Annotated in this window: 21 protein-coding genes; 6 read left to right on the plus strand and 15 right to left on the minus strand. The window is 70.4% G+C overall.

What is annotated here, in order from left to right:
• Nucleotides 1-134: 134 nt before the first annotated feature.
• Nucleotides 135-1,367 carry an SGNH/GDSL hydrolase family protein gene (locus AC0NH5_RS00615; RefSeq protein ID WP_474398588.1) on the minus strand — a complete coding sequence of 411 codons (1,233 nt, stop codon included), beginning with the start codon at nt 1,365-1,367 and terminating at the stop codon, nt 135-137.
• Nucleotides 1,368-1,536: 169 nt separating this feature from the next.
• On the opposite strand from AC0NH5_RS00615, the gene AC0NH5_RS00620 reads away from it, so the two are divergent.
• Together AC0NH5_RS00620 and AC0NH5_RS00625 are read left to right on the plus strand one after the other, a co-directional pair.
• Nucleotides 1,537-2,043, plus strand: a complete 507-nt coding sequence (locus AC0NH5_RS00620) for a SigE family RNA polymerase sigma factor (protein WP_474398590.1) — start codon at nt 1,537-1,539, stop codon at nt 2,041-2,043.
• Nucleotides 2,040-2,945: a hypothetical protein gene (locus AC0NH5_RS00625; protein ID WP_474398592.1), complete on the plus strand. Its 906-nt coding sequence runs from the start codon at nt 2,040-2,042 to the stop codon at nt 2,943-2,945. The genes AC0NH5_RS00620 and AC0NH5_RS00625 overlap by 4 nt, the downstream gene beginning before the upstream one ends.
• 180 nt (nt 2,946-3,125) lie before the next feature.
• Here AC0NH5_RS00625 and AC0NH5_RS00630 read toward each other — a convergent pair whose 3' ends face one another.
• The 3 genes from AC0NH5_RS00630 to AC0NH5_RS00640 are packed head-to-tail and all read right to left on the minus strand — an operon-like array spanning nt 3,126 to nt 7,045.
• A complete protein-coding gene (locus tag AC0NH5_RS00630; RefSeq protein ID WP_474398593.1) occupies nt 3,126-4,625 on the minus strand; it encodes a ricin-type beta-trefoil lectin domain protein in 1,500 nt (499 codons plus the stop codon).
• On the minus strand, nt 4,625-5,272 hold the full coding sequence (locus AC0NH5_RS00635) for a prepilin-type N-terminal cleavage/methylation domain-containing protein (protein WP_474398594.1): 648 nt from the start codon (nt 5,270-5,272) through the stop codon (nt 4,625-4,627). The genes AC0NH5_RS00630 and AC0NH5_RS00635 overlap by 1 nt, the downstream gene beginning before the upstream one ends.
• A gap of 39 nt (nt 5,273-5,311) precedes the next feature.
• Nucleotides 5,312-7,045: a putative Ig domain-containing protein gene (locus AC0NH5_RS00640; protein ID WP_474398595.1), complete on the minus strand. Its 1,734-nt coding sequence runs from the start codon at nt 7,043-7,045 to the stop codon at nt 5,312-5,314.
• A gap of 140 nt (nt 7,046-7,185) precedes the next feature.
• Here AC0NH5_RS00640 and AC0NH5_RS00645 point away from each other — a divergent pair, with 140 nt between their 5' ends.
• Entirely contained in the window at nt 7,186-8,352 is a 1,167-nt protein-coding gene (locus AC0NH5_RS00645) for an acyl-CoA dehydrogenase family protein (RefSeq protein ID WP_474398598.1), read from the plus strand.
• Nucleotides 8,353-8,357: 5 nt separating this feature from the next.
• On the opposite strand, the gene AC0NH5_RS00650 is transcribed toward AC0NH5_RS00645, so the two are convergent.
• From AC0NH5_RS00650 to AC0NH5_RS00660, 3 genes are all read right to left on the minus strand, one after another.
• Complete coding sequence (locus tag AC0NH5_RS00650; RefSeq protein ID WP_474398601.1) at nt 8,358-9,041, minus strand: PilZ domain-containing protein; 684 nt, start codon at nt 9,039-9,041, stop codon at nt 8,358-8,360.
• Nucleotides 9,042-9,407: 366 nt separating this feature from the next.
• A complete protein-coding gene (locus tag AC0NH5_RS00655; protein WP_474398604.1) occupies nt 9,408-11,390 on the minus strand; it encodes a DUF6596 domain-containing protein in 1,983 nt (660 codons plus the stop codon).
• A gap of 7 nt (nt 11,391-11,397) precedes the next feature.
• The gene (locus AC0NH5_RS00660) at nt 11,398-11,718 is read right to left on the minus strand and encodes a YciI family protein (protein ID WP_474398607.1); all 321 of its coding nucleotides are present in this window, start codon (nt 11,716-11,718) and stop codon (nt 11,398-11,400) included.
• Between the two features lie 129 nt (nt 11,719-11,847).
• On the opposite strand from AC0NH5_RS00660, the gene AC0NH5_RS00665 reads away from it, so the two are divergent.
• Nucleotides 11,848-12,450, plus strand: a complete 603-nt coding sequence (locus AC0NH5_RS00665; protein WP_474398610.1) for a DUF998 domain-containing protein — start codon at nt 11,848-11,850, stop codon at nt 12,448-12,450.
• Between the two features lie 57 nt (nt 12,451-12,507).
• Here the strand turns inward: AC0NH5_RS00665 and AC0NH5_RS00670 are convergent, their stop codons facing one another.
• Nucleotides 12,508-13,926 (minus strand): Nramp family divalent metal transporter, encoded by a 1,419-nt coding sequence (locus tag AC0NH5_RS00670; protein ID WP_474398613.1) that lies wholly within the window; start codon nt 13,924-13,926, stop codon nt 12,508-12,510.
• Entirely contained in the window at nt 13,923-14,744 is an 822-nt protein-coding gene (locus AC0NH5_RS00675; protein ID WP_474398615.1) for a shikimate dehydrogenase, read from the minus strand. Before AC0NH5_RS00675 ends, AC0NH5_RS00670 begins: the two co-directional genes overlap by 4 nt.
• Nucleotides 14,745-14,840: 96 nt before the next feature.
• Here AC0NH5_RS00675 and AC0NH5_RS00680 point away from each other — a divergent pair, with 96 nt between their 5' ends.
• Nucleotides 14,841-15,497 (plus strand): TetR/AcrR family transcriptional regulator, encoded by a 657-nt coding sequence (locus AC0NH5_RS00680; RefSeq protein ID WP_474398618.1) that lies wholly within the window; start codon nt 14,841-14,843, stop codon nt 15,495-15,497.
• A gap of 1 nt (nt 15,498) precedes the next feature.
• On the plus strand, nt 15,499-17,313 hold the full coding sequence (locus AC0NH5_RS00685; RefSeq protein WP_474398620.1) for a bifunctional sugar phosphate isomerase/epimerase/4-hydroxyphenylpyruvate dioxygenase family protein: 1,815 nt from the start codon (nt 15,499-15,501) through the stop codon (nt 17,311-17,313).
• A gap of 422 nt (nt 17,314-17,735) precedes the next feature.
• On the opposite strand, the gene AC0NH5_RS00690 is transcribed toward AC0NH5_RS00685, so the two are convergent.
• The 6 genes from AC0NH5_RS00690 to AC0NH5_RS00715 form a co-directional block, all read right to left on the minus strand.
• Nucleotides 17,736-17,981 (minus strand): hypothetical protein, encoded by a 246-nt coding sequence (locus AC0NH5_RS00690; RefSeq protein ID WP_474398623.1) that lies wholly within the window; start codon nt 17,979-17,981, stop codon nt 17,736-17,738.
• A 224-nt stretch (nt 17,982-18,205) separates the two neighbouring features.
• Nucleotides 18,206-18,670 (minus strand): NACHT N-terminal helical domain 7-containing protein, encoded by a 465-nt coding sequence (locus AC0NH5_RS00695; protein ID WP_474398626.1) that lies wholly within the window; start codon nt 18,668-18,670, stop codon nt 18,206-18,208.
• Nucleotides 18,671-18,814: 144 nt separating this feature from the next.
• Nucleotides 18,815-19,924: a VWA domain-containing protein gene (locus AC0NH5_RS00700; protein ID WP_474398629.1), complete on the minus strand. Its 1,110-nt coding sequence runs from the start codon at nt 19,922-19,924 to the stop codon at nt 18,815-18,817.
• Nucleotides 19,924-20,886 carry a VWA domain-containing protein gene (locus tag AC0NH5_RS00705; protein WP_474398632.1) on the minus strand — a complete coding sequence of 321 codons (963 nt, stop codon included), beginning with the start codon at nt 20,884-20,886 and terminating at the stop codon, nt 19,924-19,926. The genes AC0NH5_RS00700 and AC0NH5_RS00705 overlap by 1 nt, the downstream gene beginning before the upstream one ends.
• Entirely contained in the window at nt 20,883-21,770 is an 888-nt protein-coding gene (locus AC0NH5_RS00710) for a DUF58 domain-containing protein (protein WP_474398635.1), read from the minus strand. The genes AC0NH5_RS00705 and AC0NH5_RS00710 overlap by 4 nt, the downstream gene beginning before the upstream one ends.
• On the minus strand, nt 21,770-22,756 hold the full coding sequence (locus AC0NH5_RS00715; RefSeq protein WP_474398638.1) for an AAA family ATPase: 987 nt from the start codon (nt 22,754-22,756) through the stop codon (nt 21,770-21,772). Before AC0NH5_RS00715 ends, AC0NH5_RS00710 begins: the two co-directional genes overlap by 1 nt.
• Between the last annotated feature and the right edge of the window lie 16 nt (nt 22,757-22,772).

Raw genomic sequence — 22,772 nt, forward strand, 5'->3', positions numbered from 1 at the left:
GACCGGCGCAAGCCGGCGGGTCGGCGCGGGCGGGACGACACGAGGCCGGACGGAGTGGGCCTGGACGGCACGAGGTCGGGCAGAGCGCGGTCGGGCAGGCCGGTTCGGGCAGGGGCGGTGCGGTGCGGCGGAGGTCAGCTCACGGTGACGGATCCGTCGGGGTGGCGCCGGCAGGTCAGCTGGCGGGCGGCGGCCACCGCCGCGCCGGTGAGGCACTCGGCGAGCACACCGTGCCCGGCCGCGTTCGGGTGCCAGGACTCCTGGCAGGTCTGGTAGTACGTGACGCACGTGTTCGCGAACCGCTGGATGGCCAGCTTGTCGTAGCCACCGAGGTCGCCGACGAAGATACCGCTGGTGCCGTCCTGCACCCGGATCGGGGTGGCCAGCGTGGTCGCCGGGTCGGTGCTCGCCTCGCAGAGCCGGGCGCCGTCGAAGGCCCGCTGCACGTTGAGGTGCACCAGCTGCGGGAACTCGTCGCGCAGCGACCGGTGGACCGAGCCGACCAGGGTGCCGAGCGCCGCCGAGAAGGTGTGCCCGGCCGGCAGGCTGGCCCGGTGGATCGGGCAGCCGGCCCGGTACCGTTCCGCGCCGAGGTCACGGAACTTGTCCCGGTCGTCCTGGCGGCCGTCCTCCTCGACGAGGCTCGGCAGCACGTCGGGGGCGAGCGGGTTGGTGTAGTCCTGCAGCACCACCCGGTGCTGGCCGTCGGCGTCGATCTCGTCCAGCACGGTGAGCAGTGAACGCACCGCCGTGGTGGTCTCCGCCGTGGCCGCCTGCAGCTGTGCCGCCGTGGCCAGGTCGTCCGCGGCGCACGGCTGCTGCGGCACCGGGCCGTTGATGTACGCCCAGAACTCCCACCACCCGGTCCAGGCGTCCGCGATGAACCGGTTCGCGCACTTGATCGCCACGTCGCCGAAGGTGAAGGAGCTGTTGTTGGAGCCGATCCCGAGCAGCACGACGTCGATGTCGTGGGTCTGCGCGACCACGCGCAGCTGGTCGATCTGGGCGGCCACCTGCCGCCCACCGGTCCGGGTGTTCGACGCCGAGGCGAGGTCGTACGGCCGGCCGCCGGAGCAGGCCAGGTTGATCCGGGTCGCGATGCCGGGCAGGGCGGCCCGGAAGATCGAGGCGTTCGCCGACCGGTGGCAGAAGTAGGCGTTGGCGTTCGCGGCGGACCAGCCGGGGAAGTCCTGTGCGGCGCCGTCGATGTCGGTGACCGCCTGGTACGTCCCGGCGCCTTCACCGCTGATGAAGCTGTCACCCAGTGCCACCGCAGCGGTCGGCAGCGCGGCCCGGGCCGGAACGGCCGGGGCGATCACGAGAAGGAGTGCCGTCAGGACATGGACGACCAACGATTTCCGTGCCATGAACCATGTGATCACCAACCGCGACGCTCGTCAATATCGCCGATCGGCGGGGTAGGCGATTCGCCGGTAACGCGAATGATATCCACGTCTCACCCTGTCGAACGACCCTTGCCGCGGGCCGGTCACGATCTCTAACGTCGTGCGGTCTGACCGAAGGCCGGGGGTGTCGATGCGCGACGAAGCGTTCCGTGCGTACTTCGAGCGGCATCACGCCTCGCTGTCCCGCCTGGCCTACCTGATGACCGGCGAGCACGAGGTCGCCGACGACCTGGCCGCCGACGCGCTGACCGAGGTGTGGCGGCACTGGGACCGGGTGACCGCCGCCGACGACCCGGGCGCGTACGGCCACGGCATCGTGATGAACCTGGCCCGCAACTGGGTCCGGCGCCGTGGCCGGGAACGCCTGCTCACGCTGGAGCCGCTGCGCCGGAACCGGGACACTGACGTGCCCGCGGTGCTGGACGTCCGCCACGCCCTGCGTAAGCTGCCGCATCGCCGCCGTGCCTGCGTCGTGCTGCGGTATGCCTTCGACATGCCGGAGAAGGAGGTCGCCGGGATCCTGGGGATCTCGGTGGGCGCCGTGAAGAGCGCGACCTCGCGCGGCGCGAAGCAACTGGCCGACCTGCTCGGCGACACTCGGATGGGCCGGATCGACGGATGGGAGGCGGCGCGATGAGGGACGACGAATCCGGCGCCGCGGACCGGGGCGGCGCGATGCGGGACGACGGATCTGGCGGCGCGATGAGGGACGACGAGCTGCGTGCCGCGTTGCGGGCCGAGGCGGCGGCCCACCAGCCGGACCGGGAGGCGATGCTCACCCGGATCACCACGGCCGCGATGAGCCCCGACGGCGCCGCGCCCCGGCGGCCCACGTCCCGCGGCGGCCCCCGGGTCCGGATCGCCGCGGCGGCGGCTGCCGTGACCGCCCTGCTGGCCGGCGGCGGTGTCGTCAACTGGGCGCTCGCCGGTGACGCCGACCAGGACGACGCGGCCCCCACCCCGGCGGTCACCACCACGGCGCCGACCGCGTCCCCGTCGAGCGCCGCACCGGCCTCGAAGCCGGCCACCGGGCCGACGTCCCGGCCGGCGGAGACGCCGACGAGGACGCCGTCGAAGACAGCGGTGGAGACGCCGACAGAGACGAGCGGGCCCACGACGACGACCCCCACCCCCGACAGGAACGATCCGGCAGTGCGGGGGCCTCTCCGGTCGGCCGGCTCGGTCGACAGCGGCGACTCGCAGGGCGCGAACGTGGTCACCCTGCGCACCTCCGAGCGACTCACCCGGCTGGAAGTGGTCATCCGGGTCGCGCGCACGGACGGGCTGTCCTCGCGCGGCGGCACCAAGCAGACCCCGGGCGCCAGCGTGACCACCACCGTCACCGAGGAGCCGGACACGCTGGTCTACCGGTTCGTGATGTCGGCGGCGGACGTCCTGGAGCCGGGGACGTACTCGTTCACCGCCCGGTACAGGCATCCGGCCGGTGGGCGGGACGCGGGCGGCGACACCTACCGGGCGACGGCGGCCACGGCCGGGGACGCGGCGCTGGACGTGCACGGCGACTTCGATCCCGCTTGATGACGAGACCGCCGCGGGTGACCGGGCGCTTCAGCCCGGCGGCCGCGCTGCGGCCCGGACCCGGCAAGCAGGTCGCGGTGTGGCCACGCCGGCCCCTGGCCGTGGAGGGACGCCTGGCTCGTACAAGAAAAGATTGGGCGGCAGCCGGAAGTCCTGGCTGCCGCCCATGGTGTCAGCGGATCACTTCTCGTTGACGTTGGTGATCGGGAAGAACTCGTCGACGTTCGGCGGGGCGTTCCACTTCTGCAACTCGGAGCTGTTGCAGGTGGATACCAGGATCTTGCTGGTGCCGTCGCTGTGGGTGTCCTTCTTGGCGGCGTTCAGGTCGGTCGGCTGCAGGCACAGCGGGGATTTGTCGGGACCGATCTCGATCCGGTAGCTGGTGGCATAGATGCCGGTGTTGTGGAAGACGGTCCACTTGAAGCTGGCCGGCAACGCGTCGGGGTTGGTGTAGTTGGCGGGACACGCCACCGCCGTCACATAACCGGTGGCGTTGTTGTCCGGCGCCTTCAGGCAGTACTTGACGTTGCTCTTCGTGACGACGATGGCGCCCGTCTTGGACGTGGTGCCCTTGTCCGGCGTCGGGTGCTCCCAGATCTGGTTCCAGTCGACGGCGCCCTTCGGGCTCTGCTTGCAGAACCAGGCGATCATGTACTTCTGGTTCACGTCCTGGTTCGTCACGTCCAGGCACCGGCTGAACTGGGCGAAGTTGACCAGCTGGTGGGTCGCGTCACCGGCCATGCCGGCGCCGACACCGTAGTCGGACCGCCAGATGTTCAGCGAGTTGTTGACGGTGCAGGAGCCGATCAGCACCGGGGTGCCGACCGTGTTCGCGGTCTTCAGGGTGACGCAGAAGTTCTCGGTGTTCTGCTTCGAGTCGGTGGAGTGGAAGCGGCTGCTGCCGTCGAGGCTCCACTGGTACAGCGGCGATATCGTCTCTTCCGGGCACTGCTGGAAGACCACGGCGCCGTTGTTGGTGTGGGTGGTGCCGGCGTGCAGGCACATGCCGACATTCTTGTTGGCCGGCGCCTCGGAGTTGATCAGCTTGAGGTACAGCTCCTTGGTGTAGGCGAACTGTTGCGTGCTGCTGCCGTTGCAGAGCTTCATCACGAGCGGCGTGCCGGCCACCGGCGTCTTCAATTCGGCGTCCATGCACAGGTTGCCGACCGTGGACGAGGCGATCTTGATGGTGCCGCCGTCGATGTTGTTGTTGGCCGTCTGGAACGTGTATTTGCCGGTGAGCGTGCGCGGCGCGGTGCTGTCCGAGACTCCGGAGCCGGTCGACGTCAGATCGGCCGTGGTGGGAACCTTGGTGAGCGGGCAGGTGAGGGGATCGCCGTTCTGATCCTTGTACTCGATCTTGACCTCGTACCGCAGCTTCTCCCCGGTGCCGGGCACGCCGACGTCGCCGCTGACAGTGCACTTGGGCAGCTCCTCGAGCAGGCCCTGCTTCGCCCCGTCGACCACCACCCCGGCGGCGCGGACCCGTGCCATCACCACGTCCATGCCGACCTGGGCGCCGTTGAGCGCGGTGTTACGGTCCACGAAGTTCCGCGTGGTGGTCACCTGCCGGACGAGCAGCGGCAGGAGCATCGCGGACATGACCATCCCGATGGTGATCACCATCATGGCCATCGGCAGTGAGCCGCGGTCGTCGATAGGAGCTCGAAGCGCCTTCATCACGGCCTTCCGTTCTTGCAGTCGTTGTCCTTCTCGGCGGCTTTCAAGTTGATGTTCAACGAGGTGAAAACGCTGTCGAAGGGCAGCGTCACCCTGCCGGCCTGGAGGTCGAACTTGATCCGCACCTGCTGGAACCCGGGCTTGTAATCGGCGCTCACGCCGACCGGGGCGGACGGTGCCGCGTTCGGGGCGTTGATGATGTAGGGCGACCCCCCGCCGGGGACCGTCACCCCGACGGCGAGGGTGGTCGGCGGGTCGACCGGCTTCGGATCGGGCAGGTTCCACGCGGCCAGCGTCAGCTCGCCACCGCTGAATACGAGTTGCCGGCAGGAGTAGACGGTCTCGTTCGTAACCTTGTCCTTGACCGGCGGCAACGCGTACTCCAGGTACCACTTGCCGTCCTTCTGCCCGGGCTTGCTGGTCCAGATCGCGTACCGCAGCTCCCGGTCCAGCCTGCGGAAACTGATGTCCAGCTGGTCGCGGGCGGCCGACGTCTGGTCGATCCGGTTGGTGCCGGCGTAGATCTGGATGGTGGCGGTCAGCACCACCGCCAGGACCACCGACATGATCCCGGCCGCGAGCATCACCTCGATCAGGGAGAAGCCCTGGTCGTCGGCGTCGGGCCGGCGGCGCTCGAACTGTCGCACTCGGGTCTCCCTTCCGTTCGGTCTCGGCTCATACATCGGTCAGGACACCGTCCAGATGAAGGTGAACAGCGCGGTCGACACCGGCAGCACACTGGTCGCGGTCATGGTGACCAGATAGGTGCCGGGCACGGTCGGCGTGCCGATGATGGCGTCCTGACCGTTGTTGAACTTCGTGCCCGGCGGGAGCCCGACCGCGACGATCTTGGTGCCCTTGGCGCCCACCGCGTCGGCGTTCGTGGCGACCGGGAGATTCACCGGCTGCCCGGCGGTCGACGTGACTTCCTGGCCGGTGGCCGGCGAGGTGAAGTTCAGCGCCGTCTTGGTGGTGAGGAGTAGCTCGAAGGAGTCGCTCACCGCGGTGCCGAGGCCGTCCTTGACGCTGACCGTGGGCAGGTACCGGCCCGGCACCAGCGGCAGACCGCCCATGACACCCGTGGCCGGGTTGATCGTCACGCCGGCCGGCAGGCCGGTGGCGCTGTACGTGTACTTCCCGTCCCCGCCCGCCGCGACCGCGGTGACGTTGACCGGCGAGCCGAGCTCGAACGCCACGTTCGGCACGTCGCCGATGGTCAGCGGCGCGACCACGGTGTGGGTGTAGCTGACCTGCGTCTTGACCCGGTTGGAATCCTCGATCTCCAGGACGGCCGTGTAGCCGGCAGTCCCGACCGTGCCGGTGATGGTGCCGGCCGTGGGGCTGGTCGGGGTGAGCTTCAGCGTCTCGGGCAGGCCCGACTTGACCGTGACGGTGTACGGCCCGACGCCGTCGCTGAACGCCAGCGCCAAGTTCACCGCCGCCTCAGGGAGGCTCGTCGGCGCGGCCGGAGTCACCTTGATCGTCGGCGGGTTGATCACCGTGAAGTCGACGGTCCGGGTGTCGAAGCGGGCGATGTCGCCGGGGTTGGCGAGGCTCTCGGTGACCCGCACGGTGCTGCTCTGCACGCCGAGCTTCGTCGGCGTGCCGGAGACCGTGCCGTCCTGGGCCATCGCGAGACCGGCCGGCAGGCCGGTGGCCGTCCAGGTGTTCGGGAGCACGCCACCGGTCGCCTTGAACTGATAGCTGACGTCGCTGCGGCCGAGGTAGTACACCTGCTCCTCGGGGTCCCGGATCGACGGCGCGGCCCGCTTGAAGTCGAACTGCGGGTCACCCGAGACCCGGGAGATCAGGGTGGAGGCGATGTAGCCGCACTGGCCCGCGGCGCAACTCTTGTGCTGCCAGGACACCAGCACGACGACGCGGAAGTACTGGAGGATCTCGGTCGCGTCCTTCGGCTTCTTGGTGGCCGTCACCGGGTTCACGCAGCTGTCGGTCCACAGGTAGTAGACGTCGCACTCGCCCACATAGACCCTCTGCTGAAAGGCCACCCCGCTGTGGGCGATCTGCTGCGGCTCGGTGGAGACGGGCGCGTTCGCCCCGTCGGTCCCGGCGACGCTGGGACGGCTGTCGTACGCCTCGGTGTTCATGCTGTCCAGATACGGCGCCAGCCGGTCCTTGAACGGGCTCTGCGTCCGCGCGTACTGCACCTGCGCGGCGACCGCGTCCTTGCCCCGGCCCTGCGTCAGCGCGCTGCCCTGCAGGGCGCGCACCTGCTCGATCGCGCTGCCGGCGACCTGGGACGCCTGCCGGTGGTCGCGCTGCTGCGTGACCGCCTGCGAGCCGTTGATGAAGAAGGAGCCGATGCCCGCCATGGCAATGCTCAGTACGGCCAGCGCCACCATCACCTCGATGAGGGTGAAGCCCTCGTCACTGCGCGGTTCGCCCGGTTGGCTGCGCATCTCACTCCCGGCTGGTTCGTCTGGAGGCGGCAGGGATCTGCCGTAGCCACCATCGGCAGCCGGACGGCCGACTCGAGGATTTGCCGGGCCGGGAAAGGTTGATCTCGCTGAGCGGCCCGCGGGCGGGCAGAATCCGGGGTATGGCTGACAACGACCCGCTCGACCTGCTCGACATCGCCGGCCTGCTCAGCGACGAGGAGCGGCAGATCCAGGAGACGGTGGGCCGGTTCGTGGCCGACCGGGTGCGCCCGCACGTGGCCGGCTGGTTCGAGGAGGGCACGTTCCCCCGCGAGCTGGCGCCCGAGCTGGGCAAACTCGGCCTGCTCGGCATGCACCTGGAGGGCTACGGCTGCGCCGGGACGAGCGCGGTGGCGTACGGCCTGGCCTGCCTGGAGCTGGAGGCCGGCGACTCCGGCCTGCGCAGTTTCGTCTCGGTCCAGGGCTCACTGGCGATGTTCTCGATCTGGCGCTTCGGCTCCGAGGAGCAGAAGCAGGAGTGGCTGCCGCGGATGGCGGCCGGCGAGGCGATCGGCTGTTTCGGGCTGACCGAGCCGGACTTCGGCAGCGACCCGGCCAACATGCGCACCCGGGCGGTTCGGGACGGCGACGACTGGGTCCTCACCGGCACCAAGATGTGGATCACCAACGGCAGCATCGCGGACGTCGCCACCGTGTGGGCGCAGACCGAGGACGGCATCCGCGGCTTCCTGGTGCCCAAGGGCACGCCGGGCTTCACCACCCGCACCATCAAGCAGAAACTGTCACTGCGCGCCTCGATCACCGGCGAGCTCATCCTCGACGAGGTGCGCCTGCCGGACTCCGCCCGGTTTCCCGAGGCCCGCGGTCTGGGCGCCCCGCTGAGCTGCCTGGGCGAGGCCCGGTTCGGCATCGTCTTCGGCGCCACCGGGGCGGCCCGCGACAGCCTGCGCGCCGCCCTCGACTACGCCGGGACCCGCATCCAGTTCGGCAAGCCGATCGCCGCGTTCCAGATGACCCAGGAGAAGCTGGCGAACATGGCGGTGGATCTGAACACCGCCATGCTCCTCGCCCTGCACCTGGGCCGACTCAAGGACGCCGGCGCGGTCCGGCCGCACCAGATCAGCGTCGGCAAGCTGAACAACGTGCGGACCGCCCTGGCCATCGCCCGGGAGTGCCGCACCGTCCTGGGCGGCAGCGGCATCACGCTGGAGTACTCGCCGCTGCGCCACGCCAACAACCTCGAGTCGGTCCTCACCTACGAGGGCACGTCCGAGATCCACACGCTGGTGATCGGCCAGACCCTGACCGGGTTGCCGGCCTATCGCTGACCGGCCTACTCACCGCGCTCCCGGGCGCGGCGACGCTCGGCCAGCTCCCAGTTGATGATGTACTGCCGGATCATCCGGGCCACCACTTCCTCGACCCTGAAGATCAGGATCAGCTGCTGGCCGGCGCCCTCGGGGTCGTCGTGCACGGTGTGCACCCGGCCGGTCAGCTCCACCTCACCGGTGCCCAGCCACACCACGGCCCGCATCTCGTCGCCGACGCGGACCGGCAGCGCCTGGCTGATCCGGCAGCGCAGCCCGCCCTCGCTGATGTCGACGAGCGTGCCGTCCGCCTCGCTGGCGCGCTCCTCCTCGGCGGCGGTCAGGCGCACCGCGGCGCCGCCACCGCCGCGCACGAACTCGCGCCGGTTGCTCACCTTCGGCGGGCCGACCGGCTCCAGCCGCCACCGGAACGGCGTGGTGTCGGTGATCTCGACCAGCCGGACCGGCAGCACGATGCGGGTGCGCGGCGGCACCCAGAAGATCTGGAACTCGTGCCCGGGCCGGAGCGCCGCCGGGCCGGCCGTCTCCAACGGCGCGGAGACGCTGAAGGTCCGGCCGTCGACGGACTCCAGCCGCGAGCGGAAGTTGGCGCCCTCACCGAGGGCCAGGAAGACCGGGGTGCCGGCTTCCGGGAGGTCCGCCGCCTGCTCGGCGCTGGAAGGCATTACGGCGCTGGCTTTCCCGCTCATCCTCACCACTCATCTCATGCCGGTCTCGGACCGGGTTCTCCGGCCAGTGATGCATGTCGGCGGCGATCCGCCCGACGTGAGGCCTTTCCCCAAGATCAAAACTTCGGTGGGGTACGCGCCAGGCACTCCCGGCGACGGCCACTCCTCCCGTGGCTGTCCCCGCGACGACCTGCAACACCGGCCTCTGCCACGACCGCCGGGCGGAGCTCGGTGGCCGAGCACCAAACCAGCGTGTGAAGTTGGGGTCGCTATGTGGGCGCAACTTCACACACTCAGCCGCCGAACCCAGCGTGTGAAGTTGGGGTCGCAATGTGGGCGCAACTTCACACACTCAGCCGCCGAACCCAGCGTGTGAAGTTGGGGTCGCTATGTGGGCGCAACTTCACACGCTGGGGTGGCTCGGCGGAGGTGGCGGAGGGTGTGGCCGGTGAGCCGTTTGCACAGATATTCGGCTCGTTCGTAGGACAGGCGCCGCCGTCCGGTCTCGGGGCAGAGGTCGGCCTCGGCGGGACGGCGCCCCGGTCCCGGACGGCGCTCGGAGAGGAACAGCGGTCCACGGGCCCGGCCCCCGATCAGCTGCGGGAGCAGGCGCGCCGTCCCGGAGCGCCACACCACCAGCCCGTCCCGGGCGCTGCGGTCGTCGAGGTCGAGATCCTGCACGTCGAGTCCCAGAATCACGCCGATCGGCGCACCGGACTCCGCCAGCAGACACCAGAGCGTTCGTTCCCGCAGGCCGGCGTCCGGCGGCTCGGGCCGGGTCGCGTCCGGCGCAGAGCCGGCCAGTTGTCCGCCGGCCCGCACCCGGACCCCGCGCTCGGCGGACACGGCGACAGCCCGGACCTCGCGCTCGGCGGAAACGTCCACAGCCCGGATCCGGAGCTGGGCGGACACGTCCACGACGTCCGCCCAGGCCGCGAAGGAACGGACCGCGGCGACATGCCTGTTCCAGCTTCGCGGGGCCACCGCGGGCCAGGCCGTCGCGCACACCTCGGCCACGCGCCCGGCAGTCAGGGCTACCAGCGGTGTGCGGTCGCCGAGCACCCGGGCGACCCGGCGCAGGGTCTGGCCGTAGGCACGGGCGGTGGCCGGGCCCAGACCCGCCAGGAACTCGTCGACCGCGGAACCGAGCAACGGACCCGTTCCGGCCGGCAGCTCGGCCGCCCGGCGCAGGAGAAAGGCGCGTTCAGCCGCGTTGCGGGTCAGGGACGCGGCGCGTTCCAGCTCGAGCCGGGCCTCGGCCGGCCGGCCCAGCCGGATCAGCAGATCGCCGCGGACACCGGGCAGCAGGTGGTACTCCGCGAGTCTCGGATCGGCACGTATCCCGTCGAGCAGGTCGAGCCCGGCCTGTGGCCCGCCGGCGAAGCCGACCGCCACGGCCCGGTTGAGCCGCACCACCGGCGTCGGCAGCAGCCGTTCCAGGGCTTCGTAGAGTGCGGAGATCCGGGCCCAGTCGGTCTCCTCGGCGGCGCGGGCCTGCGCGTGGCAGACGGCGATGGCCGCCTGGAGGAGGTATGGCCCGGCTGGCCCGCCGGCCTCCCGCGCCCGCAGCATCGCGGCGAACCCCCGGTTGATCAGCAAGCGGTCCCAGCGGCCGCGGTTCTGCTCGTGCAACGGGATCGGCTCGCCGTCCGGGCCGGTACGCGCACCCGCCCGCGACTGCTGGATCTCCATGAGCGCGACCAGCGCGTGCACCTCGGCCTGGTCCGGGGCCAGGGCGGCGAGCAGCCGCCCCAGTCGCAGCGCCTCGAGACAGAGGTCGGCGCGGATCAGATCGGCGCCCGCCGACGCCGAGTAGCCCTCATTGAAGATCAGGTAGACGACTTCCAGGACGGACGACAGCTCCACCTCGGCCGGTGCGGCGTAGGCGACCCCGGCCTCCGCGAGGGCCCGCTTGGCCGCCGCGATCCGCTGTACTGTCACCGCCTCACCGGTCAGGAAGGCGCGGCCGATCTCCGCCGGGGAAAGGCCGGCCACCACGCGCAGGGTGAGCGCCACCCGGGCCTCGGTCGGCAGCACCGGGTGGCAGGAGATGAACATCAGCCGCAGCACGTCGTCGCCGGCCGGTTCCCGGTCCTCGGTGAGGCCGGGCAGGTCGGTGGATCCGAGTCCCCGCACCCGCGCCGACCGCCTGAGGTGGTCGATCGCCCGCCGCTTGGCGGTCGTCGTCAGCCAGGCTCCGGGGTTGTCCGGCAGCCCGGACACCGGCCACTGCTCCAGCGCCGCGACCAGCGCGTCCTGGGCCAGTTCCTCGGCCAGGCCGACGTCGTGCACGATCCGCAGGAGCCCGGCGACGATGCGCGCGGACTCCTGCTTCCAGACGACGCCGACCGTGGCGGAGAGGTCGCCCATCAGCGGGTCAGCCGTAGACCTGGTGGATCAGGCTCTCCCCGTCACCGACGATCTTGCGGAAGCGCCGGCACAGCTCGATCGCCTCGTCGCGGGAGCGCACCTCGATCAGGGCGAAGCCGGCGATCGCCTCCTTGGCCTCGGTGAACGGCCCGTCGGTCACGGTGATCTCGTCGCCGGCGGAGGTCATCTTGACGCCGGCCGGGTCGAGGCCACCGGTGGCGAGCAGGACACCCGAGGCGGTCAGCTCCTCGACGAAGGCGGCCATGTCGGCGTAGAGCTTCTCGTCCGGGGCGGCGCCCTGGGCCTTCTGCATCATCAGGTAACGCATGGTGTCTCTCCGTTCGTCGGCGGTGCTTGTCACCCGAGCGTCGAACCAGCTGATGTGACAGGTAATCAGATCATTACCTGTCACTTCGGCGGAACGACGTCTGGGTGACACCACGACGAAGGAGCCGACATGACCACGACCGTTGTCACCCGTACCCCCGCTGTCCGCGCAGCCCGCGTGGCACTCGCCGCAGCCGGGCCGCTCTGGGTGGCCGTCTCGTTCGCCCAGGCCTTCACCCGGGACGGTTTCGATCTCACCCGGCACCCGCTGAGCCTGCTCAGCACCGGCTCGCTCGGCCGGCTGCAGATCGCCAACTTCGTGGTGGCCGGCGTGCTTCTGCTCATCGGCGCAACGAGCCTGGCCGGCCGGTGGGCACCGCGGCTGGCCCGGATCGCCGGAGCCGGCATGATCGCCGCCGGGGTGCTGGTGATGGACCCCGGCGGCGGCTTCCCGGCCGGCACCCCGGACACGGTGCCGACCACGATGAGCTGGCACGCGGTCGGGCACATGGCGGCCGGGACGATCACGTTCACCGCGCTGATCATGGCCTGTTACGTGCTGGCCCGGCGGTACGCAGCCGGCGGCGCCCGGGGCACCGCGGTGCTCGCGGCGTTCTCCGGAACCGCGCTGCTGGCCGGCAACCTGTGGGCGATGTCCGGCGGGGTGGCCGGCAGCCTGACGCTGGCGATCGGCGCCAGCGCCGCGATGTGCTTCCTCTCCCTGGCCAGGTAGCAACGAGCGTGGTGATCTCGGGTGCGTACCGCACCCGAAATCACCACGCATCGCCGGTTAGAGGCGCTGCAGCTGGGTGACCACCATCGCGATCGCGAAGAAGCCGTAGAACCCGATCGCCACCACCATTCCGCCGAGCCGCCAGCCCCGCAGCCGGATCTCCCCCGGCAGGTCCCGGGTGTTCAGCTTGATGAGCAGCATCGAGTACAGCAGCGTCACCACCGACGCCGCGCACGTCGACACGATCAGCAACCCGAGCGGCTGGGTGAAGCCGGCCAGCAGGATCGCCGACCCCAGCACGATCTCGCCCCAGACCACCGCGAAATAGATGCGCGGCTCGGTCCAGCGGGCCGACCCGGCCAGATAGGTGCGGCTCAAGAAGTCGGACACCACCCGGCCGATGATGTCGAGCAGGCCCATCGCCGCCGCCCACAGCGAGACCGCCGCGACTGCCAGGAACAGCAGCTTGAGCCAGGTGCCCACCTCGCCCTCGAACAGGTCACCCTGGATCCGCAGGAACGACGGGTCGTTCTTGAGGTCGTCGCGGCCGAACAGGGTCTCGTACGCGAGCAGGCTCATCACACCGATGGTCACGAAGCAGACCGCCACGAACGTGATCAGGTGCTCCACGTTGGCCCGCTTCCACCACACCTTCCAGCGGCTCATCGAGGCCTCGTCGATCGGGAACGAGTACCGGCCGGTGCCGGCCGCCTCCTCCTGACCGGTGATCGGGGAGATCAGACGGGGCACGTGGGCGCCCATCCCGTACCGCTTGTCCCGGATCCAGTTGCTCAGCACCAGGTTGTGCACGCCGCCGGCGCCGGCCGCGCCGATCGCGCTGAGGATCAGCGTGAACGTGATGCCGTCCGGGATCTGCCCGAACTCGGTGACCGTGGACCTGGCGCCCTCGCCCCAGGTGCTCAGCGAGATCACGAAGATGACGACGACTGCCAGGAAGAACAGGGTGAGGGCGACCTTGAGCGTCTCCACCCGTTCGACGGTCTTGTAGACCACCTTGGACAGCGACAGCAGCACACCCACGATCACCAGGCTGGCGACGGTGATCCAGACCGGGTCGCCGCCGCCGATCAGATAGGTGAAGACGGTGGATCCGCTGGTCGCCCAGCCCGGCCAGACGTACTGGAAGGCGCCGGCCAGGCAGATGATGATGCCCCAGCCCTTCCACCAGCGGGAGAAGCCGGCCACCACGGTCTGCCCGGTGGCCAGCGTGTAGCGCTCGATCTCCATGTTGATGACGAACTGCACGGCGAGGGTGGAGAAGGCGAGCCAGAGCAGGCCGAGGCCGCCGATCGCGGTCAGGTACGGCCACAGGATGATCTCGCCGGCTGCCATGCCGATGCCGACGGCCACGATGCCGGGGCCGACCATCCGGCGCAGCGGTAGGGGTTCGGGAAGTTCACGGGTGGTTGTCTCGGTGTCGAGCATGTCGTGCTCCAGGATTTCGGGAGGGGTCACGCGAGGAGCACGTCGAGGTGACGCAACATCCGCGCGGTGTCGGGGGTACGCCCGGTGAAGTGCTGAAACGCGGCGGCGGCCTGGTAGGCGCACATCGCCGTGCCGCCGACCGCGCGCACGCCGGCGGCACGGGCGGCGCGCAGCAGCTCCGTCTCGACCGGCATGTAGACGATGTCGACGGCCCACAGATCGCGGTGGAGCAGCTCTGCGGGCAGCGGCATTCCGGGGTGGGACCGCATGCCGATCGGGCTGGTGTTGACCAGTCCGTCGGCGTCCGCGAGCACCGCCGGCAGCTCGTGCGGAGCGGCCGCAGCGACGCGGGTGTCGTGCAGGTGGGCGGCGAGCGACTCGCGCCGTCCGGTGTCCGGGTCGACGATCGTCAACTGCTCGACCCCCATGCTGAGCTGGGCGTACGCGCAGGCGGCACCGGCACCGCCGGCGCCCAGTTGCACGACGTGCCGGGTCCGCGCGCCGGGCAGGGTGGCCCGGAACGCCTCGGTGAACCCGTATGCGTCGGTGTTGTGGCCGTGCCGCTCCCCGTCGCGGAAGACCACCGTGTTGACCGCGCCGATGGCCCGGGCCTGCGGGGACAGGTGGTCCAGGAACTCGATCACCTGCTGCTTGAAGGGATGGGTGATGTTGAGGCCGGCGAAACCGTCCCGTTCGGCCTGGTCGAGCAGCTTGTCGAGGCCGCCGTCCACATCGAACAGCGTGTAGCTGAGGTCGAGGCCCTGACTGCGCGCCTCGGCCTCGTGCAGTGCCGGTGACAGCGACGCGCCGATCCCCGTTCCGATCAACCCGCACCGGCACTCAGACATCTGTGGAACACCCCTCGATCGCTAATGTACGAACTGGTACGTTAGTTATCGGCTGTGACGGCCGACACTGTCAAGCCCCACGGCAGACTTGGTTCCATGAAGCAGGAGAAGGCGATGCTGGCACCGGCGGGAGAGCGGCGGCGTGACGCCGGGCGCACCCGCACCGAGATCATCGACGTGGCCACCGACGAGTTCGCCGAGCGCGGCTACAGCGGTGCCCGGGTCGATGAGATCGCCGCCCGCACCCGCACCACGAAGCGGATGATCTACTACTACTTCGGCGGCAAGGAGCAGCTCTACCTGGCGGTACTCGAGAAGGCGTACGCGGAGATCCGGGCCGCCGAACGCACCGTCGACGTCGACCACCTGGACCCGCCGGCTGCCCTGCGCAAGCTCGCCGAGGTCACCTTCGACCACCACGAGGCGCACCCCACGTTCATCAAGCTGGTCGGGGTGGAGAACGCCCAGCAGGCCAAGCACATGAGCCACGTCGCCGGGCTCGTCGACCTCAACAGCTCCGCCGTCGCCCTGCTCGACGACGTGCTGAAGCGTGGGCGGGCGGAAGGCGCCTTCCGCGCCGGGGTGGACGCCCTGGACGTCCACATGCTGATCAGTTCGTTCTGTTTCTTCCGGGTCGCCAACCGGCACACGTTCGGCGCGCTCTTCGACCGGGACCTGTTGGACCCGGAACGCCGCGAGCACTACCGCACCATGCTCGGCGACCTGGTCACCGGATATCTGAAAGGGCCATGACATGCGCCGCTCGATCGCCACGGTCTGCGTTTCCGGCACCCTGGACGACAAGCTCACCGCGGCCGCCGCGGCCGGTTTCGACGGCATCGAGCTGTTCGAGAACGACCTGATCGTCTCGCCGTGGTCGCCCGCGGAGATCCGGGCCAGATGCGCCGATCGGGGCTTGAGCATCGACCTCTACCAGCCGTTCCGTGACTTCGAAGCGGTGCCGCCGGCGATGTTCCGCCGCAACCTCGACCGGGCCGAGCGCAAGTTCGACGTGATGGCCGAACTCGGCGTCGACACGATCCTGGTGTGCTCGTCGGTCTCCCCCGAAGCCGTCGACGACGACGACCTCGCGGCTTCACACCTGGCCGCCCTCGCCGACCGGGCCCAGACCCGCGGCATCCGGATCGCCTACGAGGCCCTCGCCTGGGGCCGGCACGTCTCCACCTGGGACCACTCGTGGCGCATCGTGCAGCGCGCCGACCATCCCGCCCTCGGCCTCTGCCTCGACTCCTTCCACGTGCTCTCCCGCGAGGTCAGCCCGAAAGGGATCGCCGACATCACGTCCGGCAAGATCTTCTTCCTGCAGCTCGCCGATGCGCCCTACCTGCACATGGACGTCTTGCAGTGGAGCCGCCACCATCGGCTCTTCCCCGGCCAGGGCGCCTTCGACCTGCCCGGATTCGTCGGCCTGGTGCTCGCCGCCGGATACACCGGCCCGCTCTCGCTCGAAGTTTTCAACGACGTCTTCCGCCAGTCCGACCCCGCCCGGACGGCAGTCGACGCGATGCGCTCCCTGATCGCCCTGGAGGACCGTCTCGAACCCCCGGCGCGCCGCCTTCCCACCGCCCCCGGCCTCACCGGCACCGCCTTCACCGAGTTCGCCGTCGACGGCCGCTCCGGCCCCGAGCTGCGCGCCGCCCTGCGCGGCCTCGGCTTCGCCCACACCGGCCAGCACCGCACCAAACCGGTCGAGTTGTGGGAGCAGTCCGACTGCCGCATCGTGCTGAACAGCGCGGTCACCCGCCCCCAGGCACCCGGCACCGCCACGATCAGCGCCTTCGCCGTGACCTCCGCCGATCCGCAACGGTCACTGCAGCGCGCCGAGGCCCTCGCCGCACCGGCTCACCCGAACGTCCGCGAGCCCGGCGAGGCCGAACTCGCCGCGATCACCGCCCCCGACGGGACCAGCGTCTTCGTCACCCGCCCCGACAACGACTGGCGCTCCGACTTCCTGCCCACCGGCCGGCCCACCAGCTCCGGCGCCGGCCTGCTGCGCACCGACCACCTCGGACTCGCGCAGCCCTTCGACCACTTCGACGAGGCCGGCCTCTTCTATCACTCGGTGCTCGGGCTCGACCATCTGGCCACCGAGGAATATGCCGCCCCGTTCGGCCTGATGCGCTCCCGAGCGGTGATCAATCCTGGACGCGAGATCAGGCTGGCCCTGACCGTAGCCCTCCTCCGCCGCGGCGAATGGGCCCCCGCCGTCGCCGACCCGCAATACGTCGCCTTCAGCACCGGCGACATCATCGCCACCGCCGCCGCGCTGAGCCTGCCCCGGCTGCCGGTCCCGGACAACTACTACGCCGACCTGGCCGCCCGGTTCGCCCTCCCCGACGACCTCCTGGCCACCCTTCGCCGGCACGGCATCCTCTACGACCGCGATCCGTCCGGCGGCGAACTCCTGCACCTCTACACCCCGGTGCTCGGCGGCCGCGTCTTCTTCGAGATCGTCGAACGCCGCAACGGCTACGACCGCTTCGGCGAGCCCAACGCCCCGGTCCGGATGGCCGCCCACCGCCACCAGCGCCTGAGTTCAACCGAATAATCCCCAGATAGTACGACCTACCAAACGGTCCCCACCTATCCCGCGATCTTCCTGCGGGGCAGGCCTTTGCCGCGGGCGCCGGGCGGAGCTGCCCACTCAGGCCCAGCGCTTGTCGCGGAGCTGCCTACCTCGGCCAGGGGGCCTTCTGACCAGCCCATTCCGTGACGAGTTTGCTCCGCCGGGTGCAACATGTCGCCGACGCCCGGACGACCGACGCGTGCAACTCGTCCACGCCCGGCGTCGATCACTGACGGGAGGACGTCGGCATGAGGCCGGATCACGTTGACGCGAGTCTCCGGCATCAATGCGGCGTGCCGCAGCCACTTCCAGTGGCGTGCCGGGTCGGCAGATCCCCCGCCGTAAGATTCGGCGCCCAGCAAGGTGGCGCCGGTCGTCGTCGTGACTGTGGACTGATCGCCCGACTAAACCGACCGTGGTCCGACCCGAAGCTGGATGGCGAAGCTGCCGTCGCCGGCATGCTGGCGCAGTGCCTTGCCAAGACGGCTGTCGCTGCTCGCCGACACGTTCGGCGCCATGACGGCGGCGTGGTCGCGCAGATCGCCGGATCGGCGCGTGGCGGGGCGGACGTCAGGCGGCCATGGCGGCGATTCGTAAATGCTGATGTCTTTCCCGTCCTCGGGCCGGATCTCCAAACGAGTCGGATCCACGTCCAACCGCCACGCCACGCGAAGGAATTGCCAGATGGCCCGCTGTCGGCGGTGTCGAGCTGGCTCCGCCAGAGCAGTGCCTGTCGACGCCATTTCTCCACCACCGGTTCCCGACGAGTTCCGCCGTGTCGACAGGCTGGTGGGTCAGCAACACCACCAAACAAACCAGATTGGCGGAGAAGGCCGCGTGCCGAGCGGCGACCGGTGATTGTCGCGGATCGTAGTCACCCCGCGTCCACGTCGGGTGCGCGTACCCGGCATCCGGCAGCAATTCCAGCGCCAGTTCCCGGCAAAGCCCTCGTTGTCGTGTATCCAGCCGGGCCAGGAGTCCTCGGCAGAAGTCCCACAACGGCGTCCGCCGAGTGATCGTCACCGAGCTCATCGCCCAGCACGACGTCGAGGGCTTTGAAAAACGAAGTGACCACAACGATCGAATGTGCGGCGACGAGTCGCTGGGTCCGGTCGAATCGACGGATTCCGGTCACCCGCTCCTGCAAGTTGATGGCTACCGTATTGCCCCACCGGATCGCCTCGGCTCTCAGGGCGAAGATGTCGTTACCGCCGAGGCTGCCGATGTTGACCGCTGCGGCAGCCAGCCCGCTGACCGAGCTGAATGCCTTGACAAGCGGGTTGTCCGGCACGCCGAGCAGTCGTGTCGCGTCGCGGTAGCTGAGAGGGCGAGAACCCACATGCGCACGGTATGCCGCCGGGAAAAGACGGACAAGGCGGCGATGTAAGGCGCACGGTGGGACCCGGCGGATCGCCCGCGTTCGTGGGCAGCTCAGCCCGGCGGACGCGGCAAAGGCCCGCCCCGCGGCGACCTCGCGCCGACGCTACGGGACCGTTCGGTGGGTCGTACTCCCCAAGGCTTTGGGTCGTGGCCCGCGATTCCACCAGAGTGCGAGGCCGACGCCGGTGAAGACCAGCACCAGGCCGGCCAGCACGAACCAGACGGTGACCTCGACGTCCTGCTTGACCAGCCCGAACTCGCCGGGCAGGTCACCCAGCACCTCGGTCAGCTGCTCCGCGTCCTGCGCCTTGAAGTAGCGCCCGCCGGTGAGGTCGGCGACCTGCGTGAGGGCTTCCTCGTCGATCTCGCGGTTGCCGCCGCGGCCGCCGCCGCCCCAGCCGCCGAAGCCGCCGCCGCCGAACTGGCGCCCGCCGAAGGCGGAGTCGCCGCTGATCTGGTCGGCGGTGCAGACGAGCTGCTGGGGTTCGGTGGTGCCGAAGCCGATCGTGTAGACCCGCAGTTTGCGGGCCGCGGCCTGCTCCGCGGCGGTGACCGGGTCGACGCCGGTGGTGTTGGAGCCGTCGGTGAGCACGACGATGGTGTCGGCCTCGTAGTCGCCCTGTTCGCCGGGCGGGGCCTCGGTGAGGTCGACGCCGGTCGCGGCGACCTCCGGGTTCATCTCGGCGATGGCGTCGATGGACGTCAGGATGGCCTGGCCGATCGCGGTGCCGCGGGCGGTCTTCAGGGTGGAGATCGAGTCGAGCAGCGGTTCGCGTTCGGTGGTCGGCGGGACCAGCAGGCCGGCGATGCCGGAGAAGGCGACCAGGCCGATCTTGGTCTCGCCGTTCTGCGACTCGACGAACTGGCGGGCCGCGTCGGCGGCGACGGCGAGCCGGTTGGGGGCGATGTCGGTGTTGCACATCGAGCCGGAGACGTCGATGGCCAGCAGGATCGTGGTGTTGTTGGAGGGCACCGACATCGACGCCTGCGGGCGGGCGACCGCCCCGGAGAGGGCGAGGAGGCCGACCAGGAAGAGCAGGACCGGGATGCGCCGCCGCCAGGCGGTGCGGCCGGGCAGCGCGGCACGGATCAGCGCGACGCTGGACACGGTGACCGCGGCCCGCCTGCGGCGCCGGTTCAGCCACCAGCGGGCGATCAGCAGCAGCGGCACGACCAGCAGCGCGAGCAGCGCCCAGGGCCAGCTCAGCGACATCAGATGATCCTTCCGTGCCAGCGGATGCTCAGCAGGCCGCCGAGCGTGAGGAGCAGCAGGGCGGCCGCGGCGAACGGCGCGGTCAGCTCCACCGGCTCCGTCTCGGTGGTCAGGCGCAGCTCGATCGCCTCGGTGGATTCGGCGAGCGTGCCGGCGTCGGTGGCCGGCCGGTACGACCCGCCGGTGATCTGCGCGATCGCGGTCAGCGTGGACTCGTCCAGGGCGGTGCCCAGCTGGAAGCCGTCCACCTCGACGGTGCCGCCCTGTGCGGTGCCGACGCCGACGGTCTGGATCCGCACGCCGGCCGCGGCGGCAAGCTCGGCGGCCGCCTGCACGTCCGGCCCGCCGGTCTCCTCTCCGTCGGAGAAGACCACCATCGTCGCCGACGGCCAGTAGCCGAGGTCGCCGGGCGGCGGGGTGCCCTCCTCGGGCAGGGCGACCGGCTTGCCGACGATGGTGCCGAGCCCGACCAGGATGGCCTCGCCGAGCGAGGTGCCGCCGCTGGACTTGACCCGTTTGATCGCGGCGATCGCGGCGTTGTGGTCGTCGGTGGGCGCCTGGGTGAGCAGCGCCTGGTTGCCGAAGGCCAGCACACCGACGTCGACGGTCTCCGGCTGGTCCTCGACGAACTTCGCGGCCGCCTCCTGCGCCGCGGCGAGCCGGGTCGGCGCGACGTCCGTGGCCGACATGCTGTTGGAGATGTCGAAGGCGAGCAGGACGGTGCCGGCGACCCGGGGCACCGCGACTTCGGCCTGCGGGCGGGCCAGGCCGATCAGCAGGATCGGCAGGGCGGCGAGGAGCAGGGCGTACGGCAGGTGGCGCCGGATCCGGCCCTGCCGGCTGACGAAGCCGGCCGCGGCCAGGGCGGCACCGCGGCGGCGCTGGAGCCGCACGTAGGCCCAGATCGCCGCGCCGGTGACGACCACGGCCACGGCGAGCAGCACCGGGTAGAGGACGCTCATCGGCGCGCACCTCCCCCGCTGCGGCGGACCATGTCGACCAGCACGGCGAGCAGGTCCTGGTCGGTGGTGACGCGGTGGGCGCGGACCCCGGCCCTGCGCATGCCCTCGGCGAGGGTGTCCTCCCGTGCCCCGACCTGGTCGGCGAGCCGTTCCCGCAGGAGCGGGTCGCTGGTGTCGACCAGCAGGGTCTCGCCGGTCTCCGCGTCCTCGACCAGGATCAGCCCGAGGTCGGGCAGCTCGATCTCGGACGGGTCGACCACCCGGATCACCACGGTCTCGTGCCGGTGGGTGAGCCGGGCGAGCGGCCGGTCCCAGCCGGGTTCGCCGATGAAGTCGGACATCACGAAGATCAGGCTGCGGCGCCGGGCGGTCGTCGCCGCCGCGAGGTGGAGCATCGCGGTCAGGTCGGTCGTGGCCTTCGCCCGTGTGGTCCCGCTCTTCTGGAGTTCTCGCGCCATCCGCAGGATCTGGTCCCGCCCGCTCCGTGGCGGGATGATCTGGTGGGACTCGTTGTCGAAGAGGATCGCCCCGACCCGGTTCCCACCCTGAGTGACCAGCCGCGCCAGCCCGATCGCCAGCTCGGTGGCGACCGACTCCTTGCCGTCGTTGCCGCCGAACTTCATCGAGGCCGACCGGTCGATCACGAACCACGCGGTCATCTCGCGGTCCTCGGTGTACTGCCGGACGTGCGGCTCGTCGAGACGGGCGGTGACGTTCCAGTCGATGTGCCGGACGTCGTCCTCCGGCGTGTACGCCCGCAGGTCGGTGAAGTCCAGCCCGGCCCCGTGCCACACCGTGCGGTAGGCACCCTGCAGGCGTCCGTCGAGGCGGCGCCCGAGCTTCCACTCCAGGCGCCGCAGCAGCCGATCGGGGGCGGTGGCCACTATCGGCCTCGCGGCTCGGGGAACGACAGGTTGGCCAGGATCTTCTGCAGGATCAGGTCCGGGGTGACCTCGTCGGAGAGCGCCTCGTAGGAGAGCACGAGACGGTGCCGCAGCACGTCCAGGGCCAGGTCGCTGAGGTCTTCCGGCACGACGTACTCCCGGCCGCGGATGTAGGCGAGGGCCCGCGCCGCCAGCACCAGGCTGATCGACGAACGGGGGCTGGCGCCGAACGTCACGTACCGCGCCAGGTCGGTGAGCCCGGCCCGGGACGGCTCCCGGGTGGCGTGTGCCAGGTTCACCGCGAACTCGATCAGCGACGGGTCGACGTAGACCTTGTCGGCCTCCTGCTGCAGCTTGACCAGCGTCGGCGGGTCGATGATCCGCTGGATGACCGCTGCCGGGGCGAGCGCCCGCTCGACCACCACGAACTCCTCGGTGACGCTCGGATAGCCGACCACCACCTTCATCATGAAGCGGTCGACCTGCGCCTCGGGCAGCGGATAGACACCCTCGTTCTCGATCGGGTTCTGAGTGGCCATCACCAGGAACGGGTTCGGCAGCTGGTGCGTCTCCCGGCCGATGGTGACCTGCCGCTCCTGCATCGTCTCCAGCAGCGCGCTCTGCACCTTGGCCGGCGCCCGGTTGATCTCGTCGGCCAGCAGCAGGTTGGTGAAGACCGGGCCGAGCTGCACCTGGAACTCGCCGGTCGGCTGGTGATAGACCCGGGTGCCGACGATGTCGGCGGGCACCAGGTCGGGGGTGAACTGCACCCGGTGGAAGTCGCCGCCGATCGCCTGGGCCAGGGACTTCACCGCCAGCGTCTTGGCCAGGCCGGGCACACCCTCGACCAGGATGTGCCCGCGGGCCAGCAGCGCCACGATCAGCCGTTCCAGCAGCAGGTCCTGCCCGACGATGGTCTTCTTGACCTCGTAGAGCACCTTCTCGATCGGCCCGGCCGCGGACGACGGGGTGTCGGTCCAGCTCATGTATCCGTCCTTGTCT

It is taken from the genome of Actinoplanes sp. 13 (assembly GCF_056134165.1).